Raw genomic sequence first — 18,585 nt, forward strand, 5'->3', positions numbered from 1 at the left:
AAATGTGTGTTCCGGTGTCGCACCGGGGACCGTCAGGTCTCGTTGTCGGCCGTCGCGTTGTCGACGATGCCCGGAGCGGCGGTCTCCGTCTCGTTGTCTGTCGTCACATTGTCGGTTTCCGTCCCTGGCAGCCCCTCCTCGGGCGTTTCTGCCTCGGCGGTCGCCGTCTCCGGTGTCTCCGCTTCCGTGGGGGTTTCGCCGTCTGTCGGTTCCTCCGTCGCCGTTCCCGGCCCCGCGGCCTGGGTGGCCTCCAGGTCCTCCCACAGGACCTCGCCCTGTTCGACGATGTTCTCGGGTTCGAGGGCGGGGTCGGTCAGCGTCACGCGGGCGAGGCCGACCGGTCCCGCGCGGGGTTCGGGCAGCGCCTCGGCGTCGGACGTCTCGAAGTCGGTCTCCGTCTCCTCGCCGACGACGACCCGCAGCGCCATCCCGAACGTCTCGTGGGGCGCACACTCCATGTCGTAGACCCCAGGCGTCTCGAAGGCGTGGAGCCACGTGTCCGGCCGCAGTTCGCTGTCACCGCTGACGGCACCGGCGTCGGCAGGTTCGCCCGCGTCCGTCTCGTTGCCGTTCGTCTCCGATTCGTCGTCGGCTTGCTGTTCGGGGTCGCCGGGGACGAGCGCCGGTTCCTCGTCTCCCGCCGGTTCTGCGGCGCTCTCGGCCGGTGGTTCGTCGATGTCGTCCGGCAGCGAGTTGGGGTCCCACCCCAGCAGCGGCGAGGAGAACGGTTCGACGCCCGAGGGAATGCGCCGGTTCATGCCGAAGGCCGGGTGGTACGAGGTGACGTTGTGGTCGGGGGTCTCGAAGACGAACTTCACGACGTCACCCGGCTCGATGCTGAGGCCGGTCGGCTGGTAGAAGAAGTCGGCCGGTCGCTCGGGGTTGGTCGACGGGCCGATGAGCGTCCGGACGACGTGGACCGTGTTCTCCCCCTCTGTCCCGTCGGCAGGTTCCTCCTCAGTCCCGTCCTCGGGCGTCTCGTCGTCGTCCATCTGTGCCTGTGCCCCTGCTGCACCGCCGAGGACCGCGAGCGCGCCGCCCGCGCCCACGGCCTTCAACACGTCGCGGCGCAACGTGCCGCGGCTGTCGTCGTCAGTAGCGTCGGTCTGTCGTGTCATGCGGGGAATCTGTCGCCAGCCGGGGCTATTGTTATGCAGCGGCCACGACGGCGTCGGTTCAGGTACGGTCGGGTTTCACTGTGATTCGCTGTAATTACTCGGAGAAAGGCTATCCAAACCGCCCGACAGGAGCGCGACAGCGAGCGTCTCCGTTGCGGACCGACTCGGGCGACCGAAAGCCGTTTTGCCCCTGTCGGGGTAGACGGTGGCATGCGCGTGGTGGTCAATGCCGCGATGAGTGCTGACGGGAAGCTCTCGACGCGGGAACGCGAGCAGATAGAGATCAGCGGTCCGAGCGACTTCGAGCGCGTGGACCGGCTCCGCGCCGAGAGCGACGCCGTGATGGTGGGCGTCGGCACCGTGGTCGCCGACGACCCGTCACTGACGGTCGACGACCCGGACCTCCGGGAGGCACGCCGCGAGCGCGGGGACCCGCCCCAGCCCGCCCGGGTGGTCGCCGACTCGCAGATTCGGACGCCGCCGAACGCTCGCGTGCTGGACGACAGCGCGGCGAGTTACCTGCTGGTCAGCGAGGCGGCCACGCCGGATTTTGTCGCACAGATGGAGGAACAGGGCGCGACGGTCGTCGTCGCCGGGGACCAGCGCGTCGACCTGGCTGCGGCCTTCGAGGAACTTGCAGCGGCGGGCATCGACCAGTTGATGGTCGAGGGCGGCGGCGAACTCATCTTCTCGCTGTTCGCGGCGGGACTGGTCGACCGACTCTCCGTCTTCGTCGGGCCGATGGTCATCGGCGGGCGGAGCGCGCCGACGCTGGCGGACGGGGAGGGGTTCGTCGAGGCGTTCCCGAGCCTCCGGCTGGAGACCGTCGAGCGGCTCGATGGGGGCGTTTTACTGGAGTACGGAGTCGAGGAGAGCGGTCAGTGACCGTGGCCGGTGACCTCGCCGTAGGTCTGTCCGAAGCGGTCCTCGAAGAGGTCCATCATCAGTTCCTCGGCTTCTTCCAGCGCCGGGCTGACCTCGCCGTGTCCGTGGTGGACGACGCCGTGGGCCTGCTGGGCCAGTCCCAGGACCGCCAGGTCGCCGACGACCGACGGGACGGACTCGTCGCCCTCGCCGAGCATCTCGACCAGCGTGACCGGAACTTCGATTTCGTCGCTCGCGTCGTCGGTCTCTAGCGTGACGGTGACTGTCTCGTCTGTCATTGCCCCTCCTTCAGCGCGCCACACTAAAGGGTCTGTGGGTCCGTGAGGACGTGGCGCGCGACCGGGCGGTCAGTCGTCGGTTTCGGCAGCCGTGGCCTCTGCGCCGGCGGCCGTCTCCGCCGGCAGGTCCTCCAGGTACTCGTCGGCGTCGATGGCCGCCTTCGACCCCATCCCACCGGCGGTTATCGCCTGCTGGTAGTGGTAGTCGACGACGTCGCCGGCACCGAAGATGCCTTCCACGCCCGTCCGGGTCTGTCCACCGCCGTCGCCGCCGACGGTCTTGAGGTAGCCGGACTCGTCCATCTCGACGCCGGTGTCCTCCAGGTAGTCCGTGTTCGGCGTGTGACCGATGGCGTAGAAGACGGCACCGACGTCGAAGTCGAACGTCTCGGTGTCGGGGTCGTCGAGTTTGTCCGTCGGGTAGCCCTCCTCGTTGCGGGCCAGCGTCACGTGGTCGACGCCCTCCTCCGGGGAGCCGTGGATTTCGAGGAGTTCGGTGTTTCGCATAATCTCGATGTCGCCCTCGTCGACCTTCTCCATGACGCGGTCTATCCAGTAGTCCTCCGCGCGGAAGTTCTCGCGGCGGTGGGCGATGTAGACGGTGTCGGCGAACTTCGTCAGGAAGTTCGCCTCCTCCATGGCGGCGTCACCGCCGCCGACGACGAGCATGTCCTCGTCGCGGAAGAAGGCCCCGTCGCAGGTGGCACACGTCGAGAGGCCGTAGCCCATGAGTTCGTCCTCGCCGGGGACGCCCAGCGTGCGCGCGCTCGCTCCGGAGGCGGCGATGAAGGCGTCGCAGGTGTACAGGTCGCCGTTCTTGAGTTCGACTTCGAACGGCCCCGCGCGGTCGCCGGGTGCCTCACCCGTCGGGCGGACGTCGACCACGATGCCGTGGTCGAGTTCGGCCCCGAACTTCTGGGCCTGCTCTTTCATGTTGTTGACCAGTTCCGGGCCGCCGATGCCCTCGGGGAAGCCCGGGTAGTTCGCCACGTCGGTGGTCAGGGTGAGCTGGCCGCCGGGCTCGTCGCCCTCGAAGACGAGCGGTTCGTTGTTCGACCGGCCCGCGTAGATGGCCGCCGACAGGCCCGCGATACCCGTCCCGGCGATGATGAGTCGCCGGTGCTCGACTGGCTGCTCTGTCATACTCGAGGGTTGGATAGGGCGCTGTATGTACGTTGCGCTGTGATGTTCGGCGGGCGGACGGACACGGTTAATGTGGCCGCCGGACGAAGCCGATATATGGCAGACATCGAGGAGAAGACCGACAGATACGAGGACTTGCTCGCGGAGGCGCTCTCGGCCGCGACGGTCGCACCGCCGGCGGGGACGCCGATGGCAGACGCGGCGGCCGAGTGCGAGGAGATGGCGCGGTCGTATCTCGACGACGGGCGACACTTCCGGTCGGAGGGCGACCTGGTGAACGCGCTCGCGTCGTTCTCCTACGGCCACGCGTGGCTGGACGCGGGCGCACGCATCGGCCTGTTCGACGTTCCAACCGACGGACACCTGTTCACAGTGTGATACTAACTCGTTAGGTGTTCGTTATCTACGCTCGGAGAGCCTTCTACTATACGTGGCCAGACACTCGCGTCGACGGGGACACTCTGCGGTCAGCGGCGACCGACCCCGTCGGCCGCTCCCGGGCGGGTCCTCCAGCGCAGGGAGCAACAGCCGCGTGACCCGCCGGCCTCTCAAAAGTGAGACGGTAGCCGCTACATACCGACCGTCTGCGGTCGTGCGTTTCTGGTCGAAATCGGGAAAAGGTTTAAATACTTTACGCACTTACTATACGTTAACAGAGACACCGGAAGGGATTTGTGCGTTTCCCAACCGGCAACTCGGAACACACAATCATGAGTGAATCACCATCGCGGATTACAGAACGAGTGGAGTACAGTGAAACGACCCGGACACGCGACGAGACGGAAGCGGAGACGGAGACCGAGACGGAAAGCGAGTCGGTAGAGACGTGTCCGGAGTGCAACGGCCGCCTCGTCTCGGACGCGGAGCACGGCGAGACGGTCTGTGAGGACTGTGGCCTCGTCGTCGAGGAAGACGAGATAGACCCCGGGCCGGAGTGGCGCGCCTTCGATTCCAGCGAGCGCGACAACAAGTCTCGCGTCGGCGCGCCGACGACGAACATGATGCACGACAAGGGGCTGTCGACCAACATCGGCTGGCAGAACAAGGACGCCTACGGGCGGACGCTCAGTTCCAGCCAGCGCGAGAAGATGCAGCGCCTGCGCACCTGGAACGAGCGCTTCCGCACCCGCAACTCCAAGGAGCGCAACCTGAAGCAGGCACTCGGTGAAATCGACCGCATGGCCTCCGCGCTCGGCCTCCCGGAGAACGTCCGCGAGACGGCCAGCGTCATCTACCGCCGCGCGCTGGAGGAGGACCTCCTGCCAGGCCGGTCCATCGAGGGCGTCGCCACCTCCGCTCTGTACGCCGCGGCCCGACAGGCCGGCACCCCCCGCTCGCTCGACGAGATTGCGGCAGTCTCGCGGGTCGACCGGATGGAACTAACCCGGACGTACCGGTACATCATCCGTGAACTGGGCCTGGAGGTCCAGCCCGCCGACCCCAAGAGCTACGTCCCCCGGTTTGCCTCCTCGCTCGACCTCTCCGACGAGGCCGAGCGACAGGCGCGCGACCTGCTCGACGCGGCCAGCGAGACGGGGACCATCAGCGGCAAGTCGCCGGTCGGCCTCGCCGCCGCCGCCGTCTACGCCGCCGCCCTGCTGACCAACGAGAAGGTCACCCAGAGCCAGGTCTCGGAGGTCGCCAACATCTCCGAAGTCACCATCCGCAACCGCTACAAGGAACTGCTGGAAGCGGACCAGGAACTGACGGCCTAGAGCGGCGGAGACCACGTATTTTCGACGCTACCGCGATACCGGACGACGCAAACCTTTTGCCGGTTCCACGTGTGACAGTTACACGCATGAAAGAAACGTACGTGCGGTTGCTCTGTCCGGAGTGCAAGAAAGACTGGGAGTCACCGCCGGGTGACCTCCCCGAGTCGAACCGGACGTTCCACTGTCCGAACTGCCACGCCAGTCGGCGGATGGCGGAGTTTACCCGCACGGAACACGACCTGAAGACGCTGAAGCGACTCTCCTGAGTCCACCCGGGTCCCTCGTTTCTCACCCGCTCGTCGACGACCGCGCGCCACAGGCCTCGCACCGCAGGATGAGCGCGCCCTGTTCGCGGTCGAGCACCGTATCCGGCAGTCCACACTCCGGACAGAGGACGTACTCCTCGGAGTAGGCCGCCAGCGCCTCGTCGATGCGGCGTGCGTTGAAATCGCCAGTCAGCCGCGCACGGCCGCTCTCGTCGATGTGGCCGCTCGTGCCGAGTTCGTTCTGGAGGAACTTCATCAGGTGGTCCTCGTCGCGGCCGAGGTCCCGGCAGACCTGCTGGAAGTTCTCGAAGACCGTCACGTTGCCCTCCTGTCGGACGTCGGCGTCGGGCACCGCGAACCGCTCGGAGCTCCCCTGGATATCGGGCGTCTCCGACAGTCCTCGGTCGAGCATCTCGTCGTACTTCATGTGTGAGGCATGCTGACGGCCGACCAAAAACGCTCCGGGATTTGTCGAGAGCGCCCGGGGAGACCCTCAGTCGACCCGCTCCGCGGGGACGCCCGCGACCGTCGCACCGGGGGGGACGTCCTCGGCGACCAGCGAGTTCGCCGCCACCCGGGCGTTCGCGCCGACGTGGACCCCAGGGAGCAGGACCGCGTCCGCGCCAATCATCGCACCCTCGCCGACGACCACCTCGCCGGTCCGGTACTCGTCGCGGAGGAACTCGTGACAGAGGATGGTCGCGTCGTAGCCGACGATGGCGTCGTCCTCGATGGTGATGAGTTCCGGCCAGAACACGTCCGGCGTCGCCGACAGCGCCAGCGAGACGCCGCTGCCCACGTCGGCCCCGAGCCGTCGCAGGAGCCAGGTCTTCACCCGGAGGATGGGCGAGTACTTGATGAGTTGCACGACGACGAAGTTGACCATAATCCGGAGGGGACTGCGCGCCTCGGTCCAGTACTGCAGCGAGTTCAGCGGCCCGGGCGTCGCCGTCGCCGTGATGCGGTCGTGGCGGGGATTCCTCGTGCCGACGCTGCCCGCCGCCTGGTCGTCGTCGGAGCGGCTGTCCTGGCCGCGCCTGCTGGCGTCGTCTGCGTCCCCGGAGGTGGCGTCGCTCACAGGCCGTGGTTGGCGGCGGGGCCTATTGAAATGCGCGCCCGTGACGTGCGCGACTGACGCACACGTGCCACCAAAGTTAGCACCCCGGCCGGCGAATTCCCGACGATGACGGACGAGGACGGTCGATGGCGGATGCTCGCGCTCGTCGGGGTGGCAGAACTGTTCGCGATGACGCTGTGGTTCAGCGCGTCGGCGGTCGGGCCCGAACTGGCCGACCTGTGGAACCTCACCGGCGCAGAGACGGCCTGGCTGACCAACGCCGTCCAGCTCGGCTTCGTCGTCGGTGCGCTGCTGTCGGCGGTGCTCACCATCGCCGACACCATCCGCCCGCGCTATCTCTTCGCTGGCTCCGCCTTCGCCGGCGCGGGCGCGACGGCGCTCATCGCGGGCGTCGTCGACAGCGCGATGCCAGCAATCGCGCTCCGCTTCCTTACCGGCGTCACCCTGGCCGGCGTCTACCCGACGGGAATGAAGATGATGGCCGGCTGGTTCAAGCAGGCCCGCGGGCTCGCAATCGGCGTGCTCGTCGGCGCGCTCACCGTCGGTTCTGCCGCGCCCCACCTCCTGCGAGCGGTCGGCGGCATCGGCCAGCCACGACTCGTCCTCTACGGTGCCGCTGCCATCGCGGCCCTCGGTGGCGTGCTCGCGCTGGGCTACCGCGACGGCCCCTACCAGCCGGAGACCGCACCGTTCGACCCAACGGCGATACGTCGCATCCTCACGGACCGCGGCGTCGTCCTCGCGAACACCGGCTACTTCGGCCACATGTGGGAACTGTACGCCGTCTGGACGTGGATTCCGGTCTACCTGCTCGCCAGCCTGGAGGCCGGCGGCGTCGCCAATCCCGAACCCCTGGCGGCGCTGCTCGCGTTCGGTACCATCGCCATCGGCGGCGTCGGCGCGTGGCTCGCCGGGTCCGCGGCCGACCGCTGGGGTCGCTCGGTGGTCACCAGCGTCTCGATGACTGTCTCCGGCGCGGCCTGCCTGCTCGCCGGCGTCGTCTTCGGCTCCTCGCTGCTCGTGCTCGTCCCGTTCGTGCTGGTCTGGGGCTTTTTCATCGTCGCGGACTCCGCGCAGTTCTCGGCGGCCGTCTCCGAACTGGCTGAGGGGAGCTACGTCGGCTCGGCGCTGACGCTGCAGACCGCCATCGGCTTTCTCATCACCATCGGCTCCATCCAGCTGATTCCCGTCGTCCAGGACGCCGTCGGCTGGCGGTGGGCGTTCGTCCCGCTGGTCGTCGGGCCGCTCGTGGGGACGGCGGCGATGCTGACACTGAAACGGCTGCCCGAAGCGAAGCAACTCGCGGGCGGCAAGGGGTAGCGCGGCCAGCGGTGGCACTCACGGCCGCCGCCAGAACGAGAGTCGCAGCATCACCAGCACCGGGATTATCTCGATGCGACCGACCCACATGAGCAGCGTCATGAACAGCTTCGACGTGTCGGGGAACGTCTCGTAGGTGCCGAACGGGCCGGCCTGGCCGAACGCGGGGCCGATGTTGAAGAAGGTGGACGCGCTCGCGCCCAGCGCCTCCAGTTCGGTCACCGGGTGGGCGACGCGGGCGCTGTCCAGCACGATGACGACGGAGGCGAGCACGAAGAAGATGAGGCTGACCAGCGTGTACGCGTAGATGTCCCGCACCGTCTCCTCGTCGACGACGTTGCCGCTGAGCCGGACCAGCCGCACCGACTCCGGCCGGATGGCGACAAAGAGGTCCCGGCGAAAGGCCTTCGTGATGACCAGCCAGCGGACCATCTTGATGGAGCAGGTGGTCGACCCGGCCATCCCGCCGAGGAACATGGAGACGAGCAGAATCTGCTTGGCCGGGGCCGACCAGAGTTCGAAGTCCGCCGACGCGTAGCCGGTGGTCGTCACGATGGAGACAATCTGGAAGACGGCGTGGCGCGCCGTCGCCTCCAGTCCCCTGATGCTGTCGACGCTGACCCACACCAGCGCAAACATCACGACCGACAGCACCCCGAGGACGAACAGGTAGAAGCGCAGTTCCTCGCTCCGGCGGACGCGCTTGAAGTTCCCCCGCAGCGCGGCGTAGATGAGGATGAAACTCGTCGCCCCGAGGACCATGAACGGAACCAGCGCCCACTGCACGGCCGGGGAGAAGGCGGCGATGGACTCCGCACGCGGCGAGAAGCCGCTGGTCGAGACGGAGGTGAGCGCGTGCGCGATGGCGTCGAACAGGGTCATTTCCGGTGCGACGCCGGTCACTCCGAGCGCGTACAGCGTCGCGATAGCGACGGCGGTCAGGCCGATGTAGAGCGTCCAGAGGAGTTTCGCGGTGTCTGCAATCTTCGGGGTGAGTTTGGTGACGCTCTGGAGCTGAGATTCCGTCTCCATCAGTTGCGCCCCGCCGACGGCCAGTTCCGAGAGCAGGGCCGTCGCCAGCACGAGGATACCAAGCCCGCCCAGCCACTGGATGAGCTGTCGCCACAGCATCACGGCCCTGGAGTGGGCGGAGAAGTCGACCAGCGTCGTCGCGCCGGTCGTCGTGATGCCGCTCATGCTCTCGAACAGCGCGTTGACCGGGCTTTCGAAGACGCCGCTGCCCGCGACGACGAAGGGAATCGCGGCGACCAGGGCGACCGCGAGCCACGTCAGCGCCACCATCAGGAAGGCCTCGCGGGCCTGCAGTTCCGGCTCGGCGGCCAGCCGGGACAGAGCGGTGCCGACGACGAGCGTCACGCCGATGGTCACCAGGAACGGAACCGGGTCGGTACCGTCGAGGACGGCCAGGCCGAGCGGGGCGAGAAGCGGGAGCGCCAGGTACTGGAGAATCGACCCGACGAGACTACAACTCGACCGCCAGTCGACCTGGAGCGCCATCACTCCACCCGGGGTGGCGCGTCAGTCGCTCCGGAGTTCGCTCATGTGGTCGATGCGTCGCTGGACGAGGTCCGGCTTGCCGATGTCGTGGCGCATCCGCAGGCCCTCCTCGCCGGCGGCGGCCAGCGCGTCCTCGGCTATCTCCTCGGCCTCCGTAATCGAGTCAGCCACGCCGACCACGGCGAAGGAGCGGGAGGTGGTGGTGTAGATGCCGTCCTCGCGCTCGTCGACGCTGGCGTAGTAGAGGATGGCGTCGCCGGCGCTGTCCTCATCGATTTTCACCAGCGCACCGGATTTCGGGTCCGTCGGGTAGCCCTCGGGGACGGCGTACTTGCAGACGGTGGCCTGGCGCTGGAACGTGAGTTTCGGCAGGCTCTCGCCGTCGCGGGCGGCCGTCAGGACGTCGAGGAAGTCCGTCGTCAGCACGGGCAGGGTGTTCATCGCCTCGGGGTCGCCAAAGCGGGCGTTGAACTCGACGACCTTGATGCCGTCGGCGGTGAGCATGAACTGGCCGTAGAGGACGCCCTTGTACCCGTCGAGGGCGTCGACGGTCGCCTGCATCACGTCCACCGCGTCGACGAACTCCTCCTCGGTCATGAAGGGCAGTTCCAGCGAGGCGTCGCTGTAGGAGCCCATGCCGCCGGTGTTCGGCCCCTCGTCGCCCTCGTAGGCGCGCTTGTGGTCCTGGACCGCCGGCGTCACGCGGAGGTCGCCGTTGGCGACGAACCCCTGGACGGTGAACTCCTCGCCGACGAGGCGTTCCTCCAGGACGATGCGGTCGTAGTCGGACTCTCGGATGTACTCCTTTGCCTCCTCCGCGGTCACCTGGTCGCCCATGACGCGGACGCCCTTGCCGCCGGTGAGGCCGGCGGGTTTGACGACGAGGTCGCCGTCGTAGTCGTCGACGTACTGGCAGGCGGCCTCCATGTCGTCGAACGTCTCGAAGTCCGGACAGCCGGGGATGTCGTTCTCGGCCATGAACCGCCGCTGGAAGGCCTTGTCCGTCTCGATGCGGGCCTCGGCCTCCTGCGGCCCGAAGGCGTAGACGCCGGCGTCGTCCAGCGCGTCGGCGACGCCGGCCTCCAGGGGTGCCTCGGGACCGACGACGGCGAGCGTGGCGTCGACGTCGGTGGCGAAGCCGGTCACGGCGGAGGGGTTGGTGGTATCGAGCGTCTCGAACCCCTCGGCGATGCGGGCGATGCCGGGGTTGCGGTTGCCGGCACAGGCGTAGAGGTCACAGTCCGACTCGGCGAGCGCGCGGGCGATGGCGTGCTCGCGGCCCCCGCCGCCGACGAGCACCACTGTCTCTGTCATACCCGAATGGGTGGCAGGCCGCCACGTAAGCGTTTCCCATCGGCAGTTTCCGCTCGCGAGCCGCGCCACCACCTCACTGATAAGGCAGGGTTTTATCCCGGCAGGGGGAACCACTCCCGGGTAATGGGGACCTCTGAGTACAAGGTCGACGACGAGAAGCGCCGGCAGGTAAACGGACCCGGATTGACCGACGAAATCGGCATCGACGGCCGGGAAATCGACTGGCGCAAGGAGTTCACCGGCTTCGACGAGGCCGACAGGGAACGGCTGGCCGGCCTGTCGGGGACGCTGGACGGCATCGCGGACGAACTGGTCGAGGACTTCTACGACCACCTCCAGCAGCACTCGGAGACGATATCCATCCTCGACAGCTCCTCGAAGCCCGTCGAGGCGCTCAAGCGGTCACAGAAGCAGTACCTCAGGGACATCGGCAGCGGACAGTACGACCAGGAGTACTTCGACCGGCGCGCACGCATCGGCAAGATTCACGACATGCTGGACCTCGGGCCGAAGATCTACCTCGGCGCGTACCACATCTACTACGAGGGAATCCTCGACGCCATCGCCGAGGACGTCAAGTCGCGGCTGGCCCAGCCCGACGGCGGTGCGGTCGAACAGGGCGGGACCGGCGGGACCGGGGAGACGCTGACGCCCGAGGAGGCAATCGACGAGGTGGTCGAGCAGTCGATGTCGGCGCTGAAGCTCGTCAACCTCGACCAGCAGGTCGCGATGGACACCTACATCCACTCGTTCAGTCAGGACCTGGAGGCGGAACTGAACAGACAGGAGGACGTGGCCGCGGAGGTCGAATCGTCCGTCGACGACCTCACCGAGACTGCCGAGGAGGTCGCAGAGCGCTCCGAGGAGATAACCGACCTCGCCGACGAGCAGGCCGACACCGTCCAGTCCGTCGCCGGCGAGGTTGCCGACATGAGCGCCACCATCGAGGAGATCGCCTCCAGCGCGAGCGAGGTGGAAGCCACGAGCGAGCGCGCCCGCTCGCTCGCCGAGGACGGCAAGGAGTCGGCCGACGACGCAATCGACACGATGGAAACCGTCTCGGACTCCGCGGAGTCGGTCACGGACGACGTGACGACGCTCCGGAACCGCCTGGACGAGATAGACGAAATCGTCGAGGTCATCAACGACATCGCGGACCAGACGAACATGCTGGCGCTGAACGCCTCCATCGAGGCCGCGCGCGCCGGCGAGGCCGGCGAAGGCTTCGCCGTCGTCGCCGACGAGGTCAAGAGTCTCGCGGAGGAGTCACAGAAGCAGGCCGGCGAGATAGAGCGGATGGTGACCGACATCCAGGACGAGAGCGAACAGACGGTGGAGAACCTCGACCGGACGACCTCGCAGGTCGACGAGGGGCTGGCGGAGGTCCAGGCCGCGATGGACAACCTGACCGACATCGTGGAGGCCGTCCAGGAGGCCTCCGAGGGCATCAGCGAGGTCTCTGACGCGACCGACGACCAGGCAGCCTCGACGGAGGAGGTGGCGAGCCTGCTGGACGAGACGGTCGACGTCGCGGAGAACGTCTCCCGACAGGTCGAAGAAATCGCGGACGCGAACGAGGCCCAGCGGGAGAAGGTCGAGCGCATCCACGACACGGTCCAGAGCCTGACCGACCGCTAGAGAGCCGAAGGATTACCTGCCGCCGGGTGCTTCACTGTGGCATGAGCGACCCAGCGCGCCGGAACCGTCTCGACGACGAACAGAGTCCATACCTGCAGGCACACGCCGACAACCCGGTGAACTGGCAGCCGTGGGACGAGACTGCCAGGGAAGCGGCCCGCGAGCGCGACGTCCCCATCTTCCTCTCGGTCGGCTACGCGGCCTGCCACTGGTGTCACGTGATGGCCGAGGAGAGCTTCGAGGACGACGAAGTCGCGAAGGTACTGAACGAGGACTTCGTCCCGGTGAAGGTCGACCGGGAGGAGCGCCCGGACGTCGACAGCATCTACCAGAGCATCTGCCAGCAGGTGAGCGGCCGCGGCGGCTGGCCGCTGTCTGTCTGGCTGACGCCCGACGGCCGGCCGTTCTACGTCGGGACGTACTTCCCGAAGGAGGAGAAGCGGGGCCAGCCGGGCTTTCTGGAGCTGTTGCGGGACATCCGCAACTCCTGGAACGACCCCGACCAGCGCGGGGACATGGAGGACCGCGCCGACCAGTGGACCGACGCCATCGAGGGCGACCTGGAGGAGGTGCCCGAACAGCCCGGCGAACCGCCGGGCAGCGACGTGCTGCTGACGGCGGCGGATGCCGCGACCCGCGGGGCGGACCGTGAGCACGGCGGCTGGGGTCGCGCACAGAAGTTCCCCCAGACGGGGAACCTCCACATCCTGATGCGCGCCGCCGAGCGGGCGGGCCGGGACACCTACCGGGATGTCGTCGAGGAGACGCTGGACGCGATGGCCGGCGGCGGCCTCTACGACCACGTCGGCGGCGGGTTCCACCGCTACACGACCGACCAGCAGTGGGTCGTCCCGCACTTCGAGAAGATGCTCTACGACAACGCCGAGATACCGCGGGCCTTCCTCGCCGGCTACCAGTTGACCGGCGAGGAGCGGTACGCGACGGTCGCCGCGGAGACGTTCGAGTTCCTCCAGCGCGAACTGCAACACCCCGACGGCGGCTTCTACAGCACGCTCGACGCGCGAAGCGAGGGCGAGTCCGGCGAGCAGGAAGAGGGCGCGTTCTACGTCTGGACGCCGGAGGAGGTCCACGATGCGGTCGCCGACGAGACCGCGGCGGACCTGTTCTGTGACCGCTACGGCGTGAGCCCGCGGGGGAACTTCGAGAAGGGCCAGACCGTCCTCACCGAGTCCACCAGCGTCGACGAACTCGCCGAGGAGTACGACATGGACCCTGCGAACGTCGAGGCCGCGCTGGCGGAGGCCCGCGAGCAGGTCTTCGAGGCCCGCAGCGAACGGCCGCGTCCGGCCCGCGACGAGAAGGTGCTGGCTGGCTGGAACGGGCTCGCCATCTCCGCGCTCGCGGAGGGTGCGCTGGTGCTCGACGACGAGTACGCCGACGTGGCCGCCGACGCGCTCGGGTTCGTCCGCGACCAGCTCTGGGACGGGGACGCCGGCCGCCTCCAGCGCCGCTACAAGGACGGAGAGGCGAAAATCGACGGCTACCTGGAGGACTACGCGTTCCTCGGGCGGGGCGCGTTCGACCTCTACCAGGCGACCGGTGACGTGGACTACCTGGCGGTGGCGATGGACCTCGCGGAGGCCATCGTCGAGCGGTTCTGGGACGCCGACGCCGGGACGCTGTACTTCACGCCCAGCGGCGGCGAACAGCTCATCGCCCGCCCGCAGGAGGTCAGCGACCAGTCGACCCCGTCCAGTGCCGGCGTCGCGGCCTCGCTCCTGCTCGGCCTGTCGCACTTCCGGCCCGACGAGACGTTCGCGGACGTCGCCGAGAGCGTCGTCGGGACGCACGCCTCGAAGGTGACCGCGAACCCGCTCCAGCACGCCACGCTCACGCTCGCGGCGGACAGCTACGCCACGGGGCCGCTGGAACTGACGCTCGTGGCTGTCGGCCAGCCGGCGGCGTGGCTGGAGACGCTGGGTGAGACGTACCTGGGCGACCGGCTGCTCGCGTGGCGGCCCGGCGAGGCGGAGGCGTTCGAGTCCTGGCTGACGACGCTGGGGCTCGACGAAGCGCCGCCCATCTGGGCGGAGCGGGAGATGCAAAACGGCGACCCGACCGTCTACGCCTGCCGGTCGTTCACCTGCTCGCCGCCGAAACACGAACTGGAGGCGGCGCTTTCCTGGGCCGCCGACAACGCAGGCGAGTAGTTACGCGTCGTCCTCGACGGGGCCGAGTTCCGCTTCGATTTCGTCGGCCAGGTAGACCGCGATGGGGACCGGCTCGTCCTCGACGAAGCGGGCTATCTCCTCGCCCTCGTACTCGACGACCACGGTGGGGATGTACTCGATGCCGTACTCCTCGACGCCCTCGCCCTGCTTGTCCTGGTCCAGCGGGTAGTGGTGGACGTTCTCCCCGGGGATTTCCGCGGCCTCCAGCGCCGCGCCGAAGTCCGGCAGTTGCGACCGGCAGTCCTTGCACCAGTCGCCGCCCCAGACATGGACGACCAGGTCCGGGCCGTAGGCGGTGAGTACGTCGACCGTGTCCGGGTAGGCGTCCGCCGCCCACACGGGGTTGGGTTCCATCGTTTCGAGTGACATTGCCATTGGCGGTCATTGGACGCGGTGTGATTTAACGGCAGCGTCCCGCCACCGAGGCGACGGCACGCACTGCCGGTGGCAGACAGCGTTTAAACGGGGCTGGCGTACGTGCGGTCGATGGACGACAGCATTCTCGACACAGTGGGGTCGCCGCTGGTGGCCGTCGACGCCCCGGCGGGGACGACGATAGCGGCGAAGGTGGAGTCGTTCAATCCCGGCGGGTCCGCCAAGGACCGCCCGGCACTGGCGATGGTCGAGGCCGCCGAGGAGTCCGGTGACCTCTCGGCGGGTGACACCATCGTCGAACCGACGAGCGGCAACACCGGCATCGGGCTGGCGATGGTCGGCGCGGCGAAGGGCTACGACGTCCGCCTCGTCATGCCCGCCTCGAAGTCCCCGGAGCGCCGCCAGATAATGAAGGCCTACGGGGCGGACCTGGAACTGGTAGAGGGGACCATCAGCGACTGCCGCGAGCGGGCCGACGAACTGGACGCCCGCGAGGATTTCGTCCAGATGCGACAGTTCGAGAACCCGGCGAATCCCGGGTCCCACTACGAGACGACCGGCCCGGAGATAATCGAACAACTGGGCGAGCGAACGCCCGACGCGCTGGTCGCCGGCGTCGGAACCGGCGGGACCATCACCGGTATCGGCCGCCGCCTCCGTGAGGCGTTCCCGGACGTCGACGTCGTCGCCGTGGAACCGGAAGACAGCGCCGTCCTCTCGGGCGGCGACCCGAGCGACGACGACTTCCAGGGGATGGGACCGGGCTTCGTCAGCGAGAACCTGGACGTTGACCTGCTGGACAGCGTGGAGACGGTGGGCATCGAAGCGGCAGAGGCGGAGTGTCGTCGCCTCGCCCGCGAGGAGGGAATTCTCGTCGGACAGTCCTCCGGCGGGTCGCTCGTCGCGGCGAAGCGCTACGCCGAGCAGTTGCGCGAGAAGGTCGACGACCCGCTGGTCGTCACGGTCTTCTGGGACTCCGGCGAGCGGTACATGTCGACCGGCATGTTCGACGAGGAGTGAGTCGGGGTCAGGCGTCGAACTCGGCTTCGGTGACGCGGACCGTCAGCGTCTCCTCGACGTCCCGCAGGTCGTACTCCGGTATCGTCTCACCGGTCCGGGCGACGAGCATCGGCTCGACGAGTCGGGGTGGCTGCTCCTGCGTGGGCTCCGTTTCCTCCGCGTCCTCGTCGTCAGTCGCTTCGCTCCCAGCACTGTCGGCTTCGTCGGCGTCGTCCGCGGTCGCGTCGGGTCGCTCGACGCCGTAGACCTTCAGGAAGCGCCCGGTGTCGGCGGCGTCGACCCGGTTGTCGCGGATGGCCCTCGCGAGGTCCCGCGAGAGCCACTCGGTCTCGGAGATGGACGGCTCCTCGACGAAGGCGGCGTCGACGAAGCGGACGAGGTACCAGTCGAGGTCGTTCAGCAGCGCGACGGCGGCCCCCAGGCTCACCGTCTCGATGCCGACGGCGTTCTCGAATGGCTCGCGCAGGTCGTAGGTCACGAGCGCGTTGCGTGCCGTCTCCCGGGAGAGAAGTTCGTAGCGGAGGTTCACGTCGTCGTCGCCGAGGAGACAGACGCGCGTCATGGTGAGTGCCAGCGGCGGACGGGCAAAAGCGGTTACGCTCGATACCCGGCGGAGTCCGCGAGGGACGCCGGCAGACAACGGAGAATCCGCCATTTCCGTGTGTAACCCGGAGTCCGACGGGAGCGACCGACGCCGCCAGTCGATCACCTGACGCGTCATCGCGCAGATATACCCCGACCAGCCGATTTATTGTCGTGGTCGCCCAACGGGGTGATGGGTCGGCAGTCAGGTTCCGGTTCCCACGAGACCGTGCCTCTGACAGCACATACCGGTCGCCTGGGAGAACAACGACTGCCGCCACCCAGGGGCGGGGTCGCGTGGGACGACCGCCGTCCGTTTCTCTCCGGAGTGTCAGAACGTCGCCAGTTCGTCCTCGATGACGCGGCGCGTGATGCCCGTGACGTTGGCCAGTTCGTCGTCCATGGCGTCTTCGATGGACGATTGGATGTCGGTAATCGTCACGCCCGACTCGGTGACGACCTCGGCGTCGGCGACGTGTGGCTGGTCGATGGGCTTGCCAATTTGACTGAGCAGGCGGACCTGAAGCTGGCGGATGCCGTCGACCTCGTCGACGACGGATTCGGCGATTTCGGTGCTCAGGAGGTTGTAAATCTTGCCGATGTGGTTGACGGGGTTCTTCCCGCTGGTGGCCTCCATGCTCATCGGGCGATTCGGCGTGATGAGACCGTTTGCGCGGTTACCACGGCCGACGGAGCCGTCGTCGCCCTGTTCGGCGCTGGTGCCGGTCGTCGTCAGGTAGATGGCCCCCTCCTCGTAGTCGTCGGCGGTGTTGACGTGGACGGTCACGTCGCGGTCGGTGTACTCCGTCGCCATCTCGGTGACGAACTCGCGGACGCCCTCGACGGCCTCCTGGTAGACCATCATGTCGTCGATGAACCGGTCTATCATCGCGACGGCGACGGTCACGTCGATGTGGTCGCCCTCGCGCTTGCCCATCACCTTGATGTCCTCGCCGATTTCGGGGTTTTCCTCGCTGTACTCGCCGTTGAGGCGCTTCTCCGTGTTGTAGACGATTTGCTCGGTCTCGGTCAGCGGCGCGTGGCCGACGCCGTAGGAGGTGTCGTTGGCCATCGGGACCGCGCCCTCCTCTCCGAAGACCTCCTGGAGGTCGCCGCTGCCCTCGCCGAGGCGGATGTCGACGACGATGTCGGAGCCGACGTCCAGTTCCGGGAAGTTCTCGTCGAGGTACCTGCGGGCGGCGTCGAGGCCGATGGTCTCGGCCGGAATCCGCTGGCCGTCGTAGGCCTTCGTGGCCCGGCCGACGATGAGCAGGTAGATGGGTTCGAGCATCTCGCCGCCGCCGAAGGCGGGCGCGCTGGACCCGGCGACCAGTTGCGTCTCGTCGGTGTTGAAGTGCAGGACCTTCCCGAAGCGGTCGAGGTAGGTCTGGGCGAGCGCCCGGGAGACGGTCTCGGCGACCCCGTCGCAGATAGAGTCGGGGTGGCCGATGCCCTTCCGCTCGACGATTTCGACCTCCTGGTCCTCGACGGCCTCTCCCGCCGCTCGCTGTACGTGGATGTTCCGTTCGGTCATTACTGCTCGCTTTGGATGGGGCGCGTCTATAACTTTCGGAAACCAAAATGCCGATTTTGATAACCCGTAGTTATTCAGCAGCCAGCAGGAGGCCGAGATAGGAGGTGCGAATCTGCTCGTCGGGGTCGACTCCGAGCGAGTCCATGACGTCGCGTGCGCCGTTGCGTGCGGTCTCGACGTCCGATTCCGTCTCCGTCTCGACTTCCACGAACTCGCCGAGTCCCTCGACGGTGTCGAGCGAGACGGTGTACCCGCGGACGTGGTACCGCGTGCGCTCCTTGCGGACCGTCGCGGCGGGTTCGTAGCCCAGTCCGGAGAGGATGTCCGCGAGCCCGTCCGAGTCCGCGACGGCCGTCTCGGCCTCCTCGCGGGTCTTCGACTCGGCCTCCACGAGCGGTCCCTTGTAGGTCAGACACGTCGTCACGCCGTCGTCGCGCTCCTCGCGGACGCGAAGCGCCTCGTCGGTCTCCGCGAAGTCGCGGTCGGGGGCGTCGTAGTAAGTGTCCTCCTGGACGACGGTCCCGACGCGGTCGGCGTTGCTGTCGTCCAGCCGGCTGCGGACCCGCTCGTGGTCGGCGCGAACCTTCAGTTCGACCTCGTACATACGGC

19 protein-coding genes are annotated in these 18,585 nt (G+C 67.8%); 8 read left to right on the forward strand and 11 right to left on the reverse strand.

What is annotated here, in order from left to right:
* Window positions 1-32 precede the first annotated feature (32 nt).
* Window positions 33-1,118, reverse strand: a complete 1,086-nt coding sequence (locus WDJ57_RS02785) for a hypothetical protein (protein WP_338903695.1) — start codon at window positions 1,116-1,118, stop codon at window positions 33-35.
* A gap of 210 nt (window positions 1,119-1,328) precedes the next feature.
* On the opposite strand from WDJ57_RS02785, the gene WDJ57_RS02790 reads away from it, so the two are divergent.
* Window positions 1,329-2,003, forward strand: coding sequence for a 2,5-diamino-6-(ribosylamino)-4(3H)-pyrimidinone 5'-phosphate reductase (locus tag WDJ57_RS02790; protein ID WP_338903697.1), 675 nt, complete (start codon window positions 1,329-1,331; stop codon window positions 2,001-2,003).
* Here the strand turns inward: WDJ57_RS02790 and WDJ57_RS02795 are convergent.
* Both WDJ57_RS02795 and WDJ57_RS02800 read right to left on the reverse strand, forming a co-directional pair.
* Entirely contained in the window at window positions 1,997-2,281 is a 285-nt protein-coding gene (locus WDJ57_RS02795) for a DUF7545 family protein (protein WP_338903699.1), read from the reverse strand. The two genes, WDJ57_RS02790 and WDJ57_RS02795, sit on opposite strands and share 7 nt — an antisense overlap.
* A 69-nt stretch (window positions 2,282-2,350) precedes the next feature.
* Complete coding sequence (locus tag WDJ57_RS02800) at window positions 2,351-3,424, reverse strand: NAD(P)/FAD-dependent oxidoreductase (protein WP_338903701.1); 1,074 nt, start codon at window positions 3,422-3,424, stop codon at window positions 2,351-2,353.
* 96 nt (window positions 3,425-3,520) lie between these two features.
* Here WDJ57_RS02800 and WDJ57_RS02805 point away from each other — a divergent pair, with 96 nt between their 5' ends.
* The 3 genes from WDJ57_RS02805 to WDJ57_RS02815 all read left to right on the forward strand — a co-directional run bounded on the left by WDJ57_RS02805 (window position 3,521) and on the right by WDJ57_RS02815 (window position 5,405).
* Window positions 3,521-3,802, forward strand: a complete 282-nt coding sequence (locus WDJ57_RS02805; protein WP_338903703.1) for a DUF357 domain-containing protein — start codon at window positions 3,521-3,523, stop codon at window positions 3,800-3,802.
* 332 nt (window positions 3,803-4,134) lie between these two features.
* Entirely contained in the window at window positions 4,135-5,139 is a 1,005-nt protein-coding gene (locus WDJ57_RS02810; RefSeq protein WP_338903704.1) for a transcription initiation factor IIB, read from the forward strand.
* Window positions 5,140-5,225: 86 nt separating this feature from the next.
* Window positions 5,226-5,405: a hypothetical protein gene (locus tag WDJ57_RS02815; RefSeq protein WP_338903706.1), complete on the forward strand. Its 180-nt coding sequence runs from the start codon at window positions 5,226-5,228 to the stop codon at window positions 5,403-5,405.
* 22 nt (window positions 5,406-5,427) lie between these two features.
* Here WDJ57_RS02815 and WDJ57_RS02820 read toward each other — a convergent pair whose 3' ends face one another.
* Together WDJ57_RS02820 and WDJ57_RS02825 are read right to left on the reverse strand one after the other, a co-directional pair.
* Window positions 5,428-5,832 (reverse strand): translation initiation factor IF-2 subunit beta, encoded by a 405-nt coding sequence (locus WDJ57_RS02820; RefSeq protein WP_338903709.1) that lies wholly within the window; start codon window positions 5,830-5,832, stop codon window positions 5,428-5,430.
* Window positions 5,833-5,898: 66 nt separating this feature from the next.
* Window positions 5,899-6,366: an acyltransferase gene (locus WDJ57_RS02825; RefSeq protein ID WP_338906244.1), complete on the reverse strand. Its 468-nt coding sequence runs from the start codon at window positions 6,364-6,366 to the stop codon at window positions 5,899-5,901.
* Between the two features lie 222 nt (window positions 6,367-6,588).
* On the opposite strand from WDJ57_RS02825, the gene WDJ57_RS02830 reads away from it, so the two are divergent.
* Entirely contained in the window at window positions 6,589-7,803 is a 1,215-nt protein-coding gene (locus tag WDJ57_RS02830) for an MFS transporter (protein ID WP_338903711.1), read from the forward strand.
* A gap of 18 nt (window positions 7,804-7,821) precedes the next feature.
* On the opposite strand, the gene WDJ57_RS02835 is transcribed toward WDJ57_RS02830, so the two are convergent.
* A complete protein-coding gene (locus WDJ57_RS02835; RefSeq protein WP_338903713.1) occupies window positions 7,822-9,321 on the reverse strand; it encodes a TrkH family potassium uptake protein in 1,500 nt (499 codons plus the stop codon).
* 21 nt (window positions 9,322-9,342) lie between these two features.
* Complete coding sequence (gene purD, locus WDJ57_RS02840) at window positions 9,343-10,635, reverse strand: phosphoribosylamine--glycine ligase (protein WP_338903716.1); 1,293 nt, start codon at window positions 10,633-10,635, stop codon at window positions 9,343-9,345.
* 123 nt (window positions 10,636-10,758) lie between these two features.
* Here purD and WDJ57_RS02845 point away from each other — a divergent pair, with 123 nt between their 5' ends.
* Window positions 10,759-12,273 carry a globin-coupled sensor protein gene (locus tag WDJ57_RS02845; protein ID WP_338903719.1) on the forward strand — a complete coding sequence of 505 codons (1,515 nt, stop codon included), beginning with the start codon at window positions 10,759-10,761 and terminating at the stop codon, window positions 12,271-12,273.
* A 41-nt stretch (window positions 12,274-12,314) separates the two neighbouring features.
* On the forward strand, window positions 12,315-14,444 hold the full coding sequence (locus WDJ57_RS02850; protein ID WP_338903722.1) for a thioredoxin domain-containing protein: 2,130 nt from the start codon (window positions 12,315-12,317) through the stop codon (window positions 14,442-14,444).
* On the opposite strand, the gene WDJ57_RS02855 is transcribed toward WDJ57_RS02850, so the two are convergent.
* Entirely contained in the window at window positions 14,445-14,840 is a 396-nt protein-coding gene (locus tag WDJ57_RS02855) for a thioredoxin family protein (RefSeq protein ID WP_338903725.1), read from the reverse strand.
* Window positions 14,841-14,951: 111 nt separating this feature from the next.
* Here WDJ57_RS02855 and WDJ57_RS02860 point away from each other — a divergent pair, with 111 nt between their 5' ends.
* Window positions 14,952-15,860, forward strand: a complete 909-nt coding sequence (locus tag WDJ57_RS02860; protein ID WP_338903727.1) for a PLP-dependent cysteine synthase family protein — start codon at window positions 14,952-14,954, stop codon at window positions 15,858-15,860.
* Between the two features lie 7 nt (window positions 15,861-15,867).
* On the opposite strand, the gene WDJ57_RS02865 is transcribed toward WDJ57_RS02860, so the two are convergent.
* The 3 genes from WDJ57_RS02865 to cyaB form a co-directional block, all read right to left on the reverse strand.
* The gene (locus tag WDJ57_RS02865) at window positions 15,868-16,422 is read right to left on the reverse strand and encodes a DUF5804 family protein (protein WP_338903730.1); all 555 of its coding nucleotides are present in this window, start codon (window positions 16,420-16,422) and stop codon (window positions 15,868-15,870) included.
* Window positions 16,423-16,773: 351 nt separating this feature from the next.
* Window positions 16,774-17,976 (reverse strand): methionine adenosyltransferase, encoded by a 1,203-nt coding sequence (locus tag WDJ57_RS02870; protein WP_338903733.1) that lies wholly within the window; start codon window positions 17,974-17,976, stop codon window positions 16,774-16,776.
* A gap of 70 nt (window positions 17,977-18,046) precedes the next feature.
* Window positions 18,047-18,580, reverse strand: a complete 534-nt coding sequence (gene cyaB / locus WDJ57_RS02875; protein ID WP_338903735.1) for a class IV adenylate cyclase — start codon at window positions 18,578-18,580, stop codon at window positions 18,047-18,049.
* Between the last annotated feature and the right edge of the window lie 5 nt (window positions 18,581-18,585).

Origin of the sequence: Salinibaculum sp. SYNS191, from assembly GCF_037338445.1 — an archaeon.
GTDB classification, from domain to species: Archaea; Halobacteriota; Halobacteria; order Halobacteriales; family Haloarculaceae; genus Salinibaculum; species Salinibaculum marinum.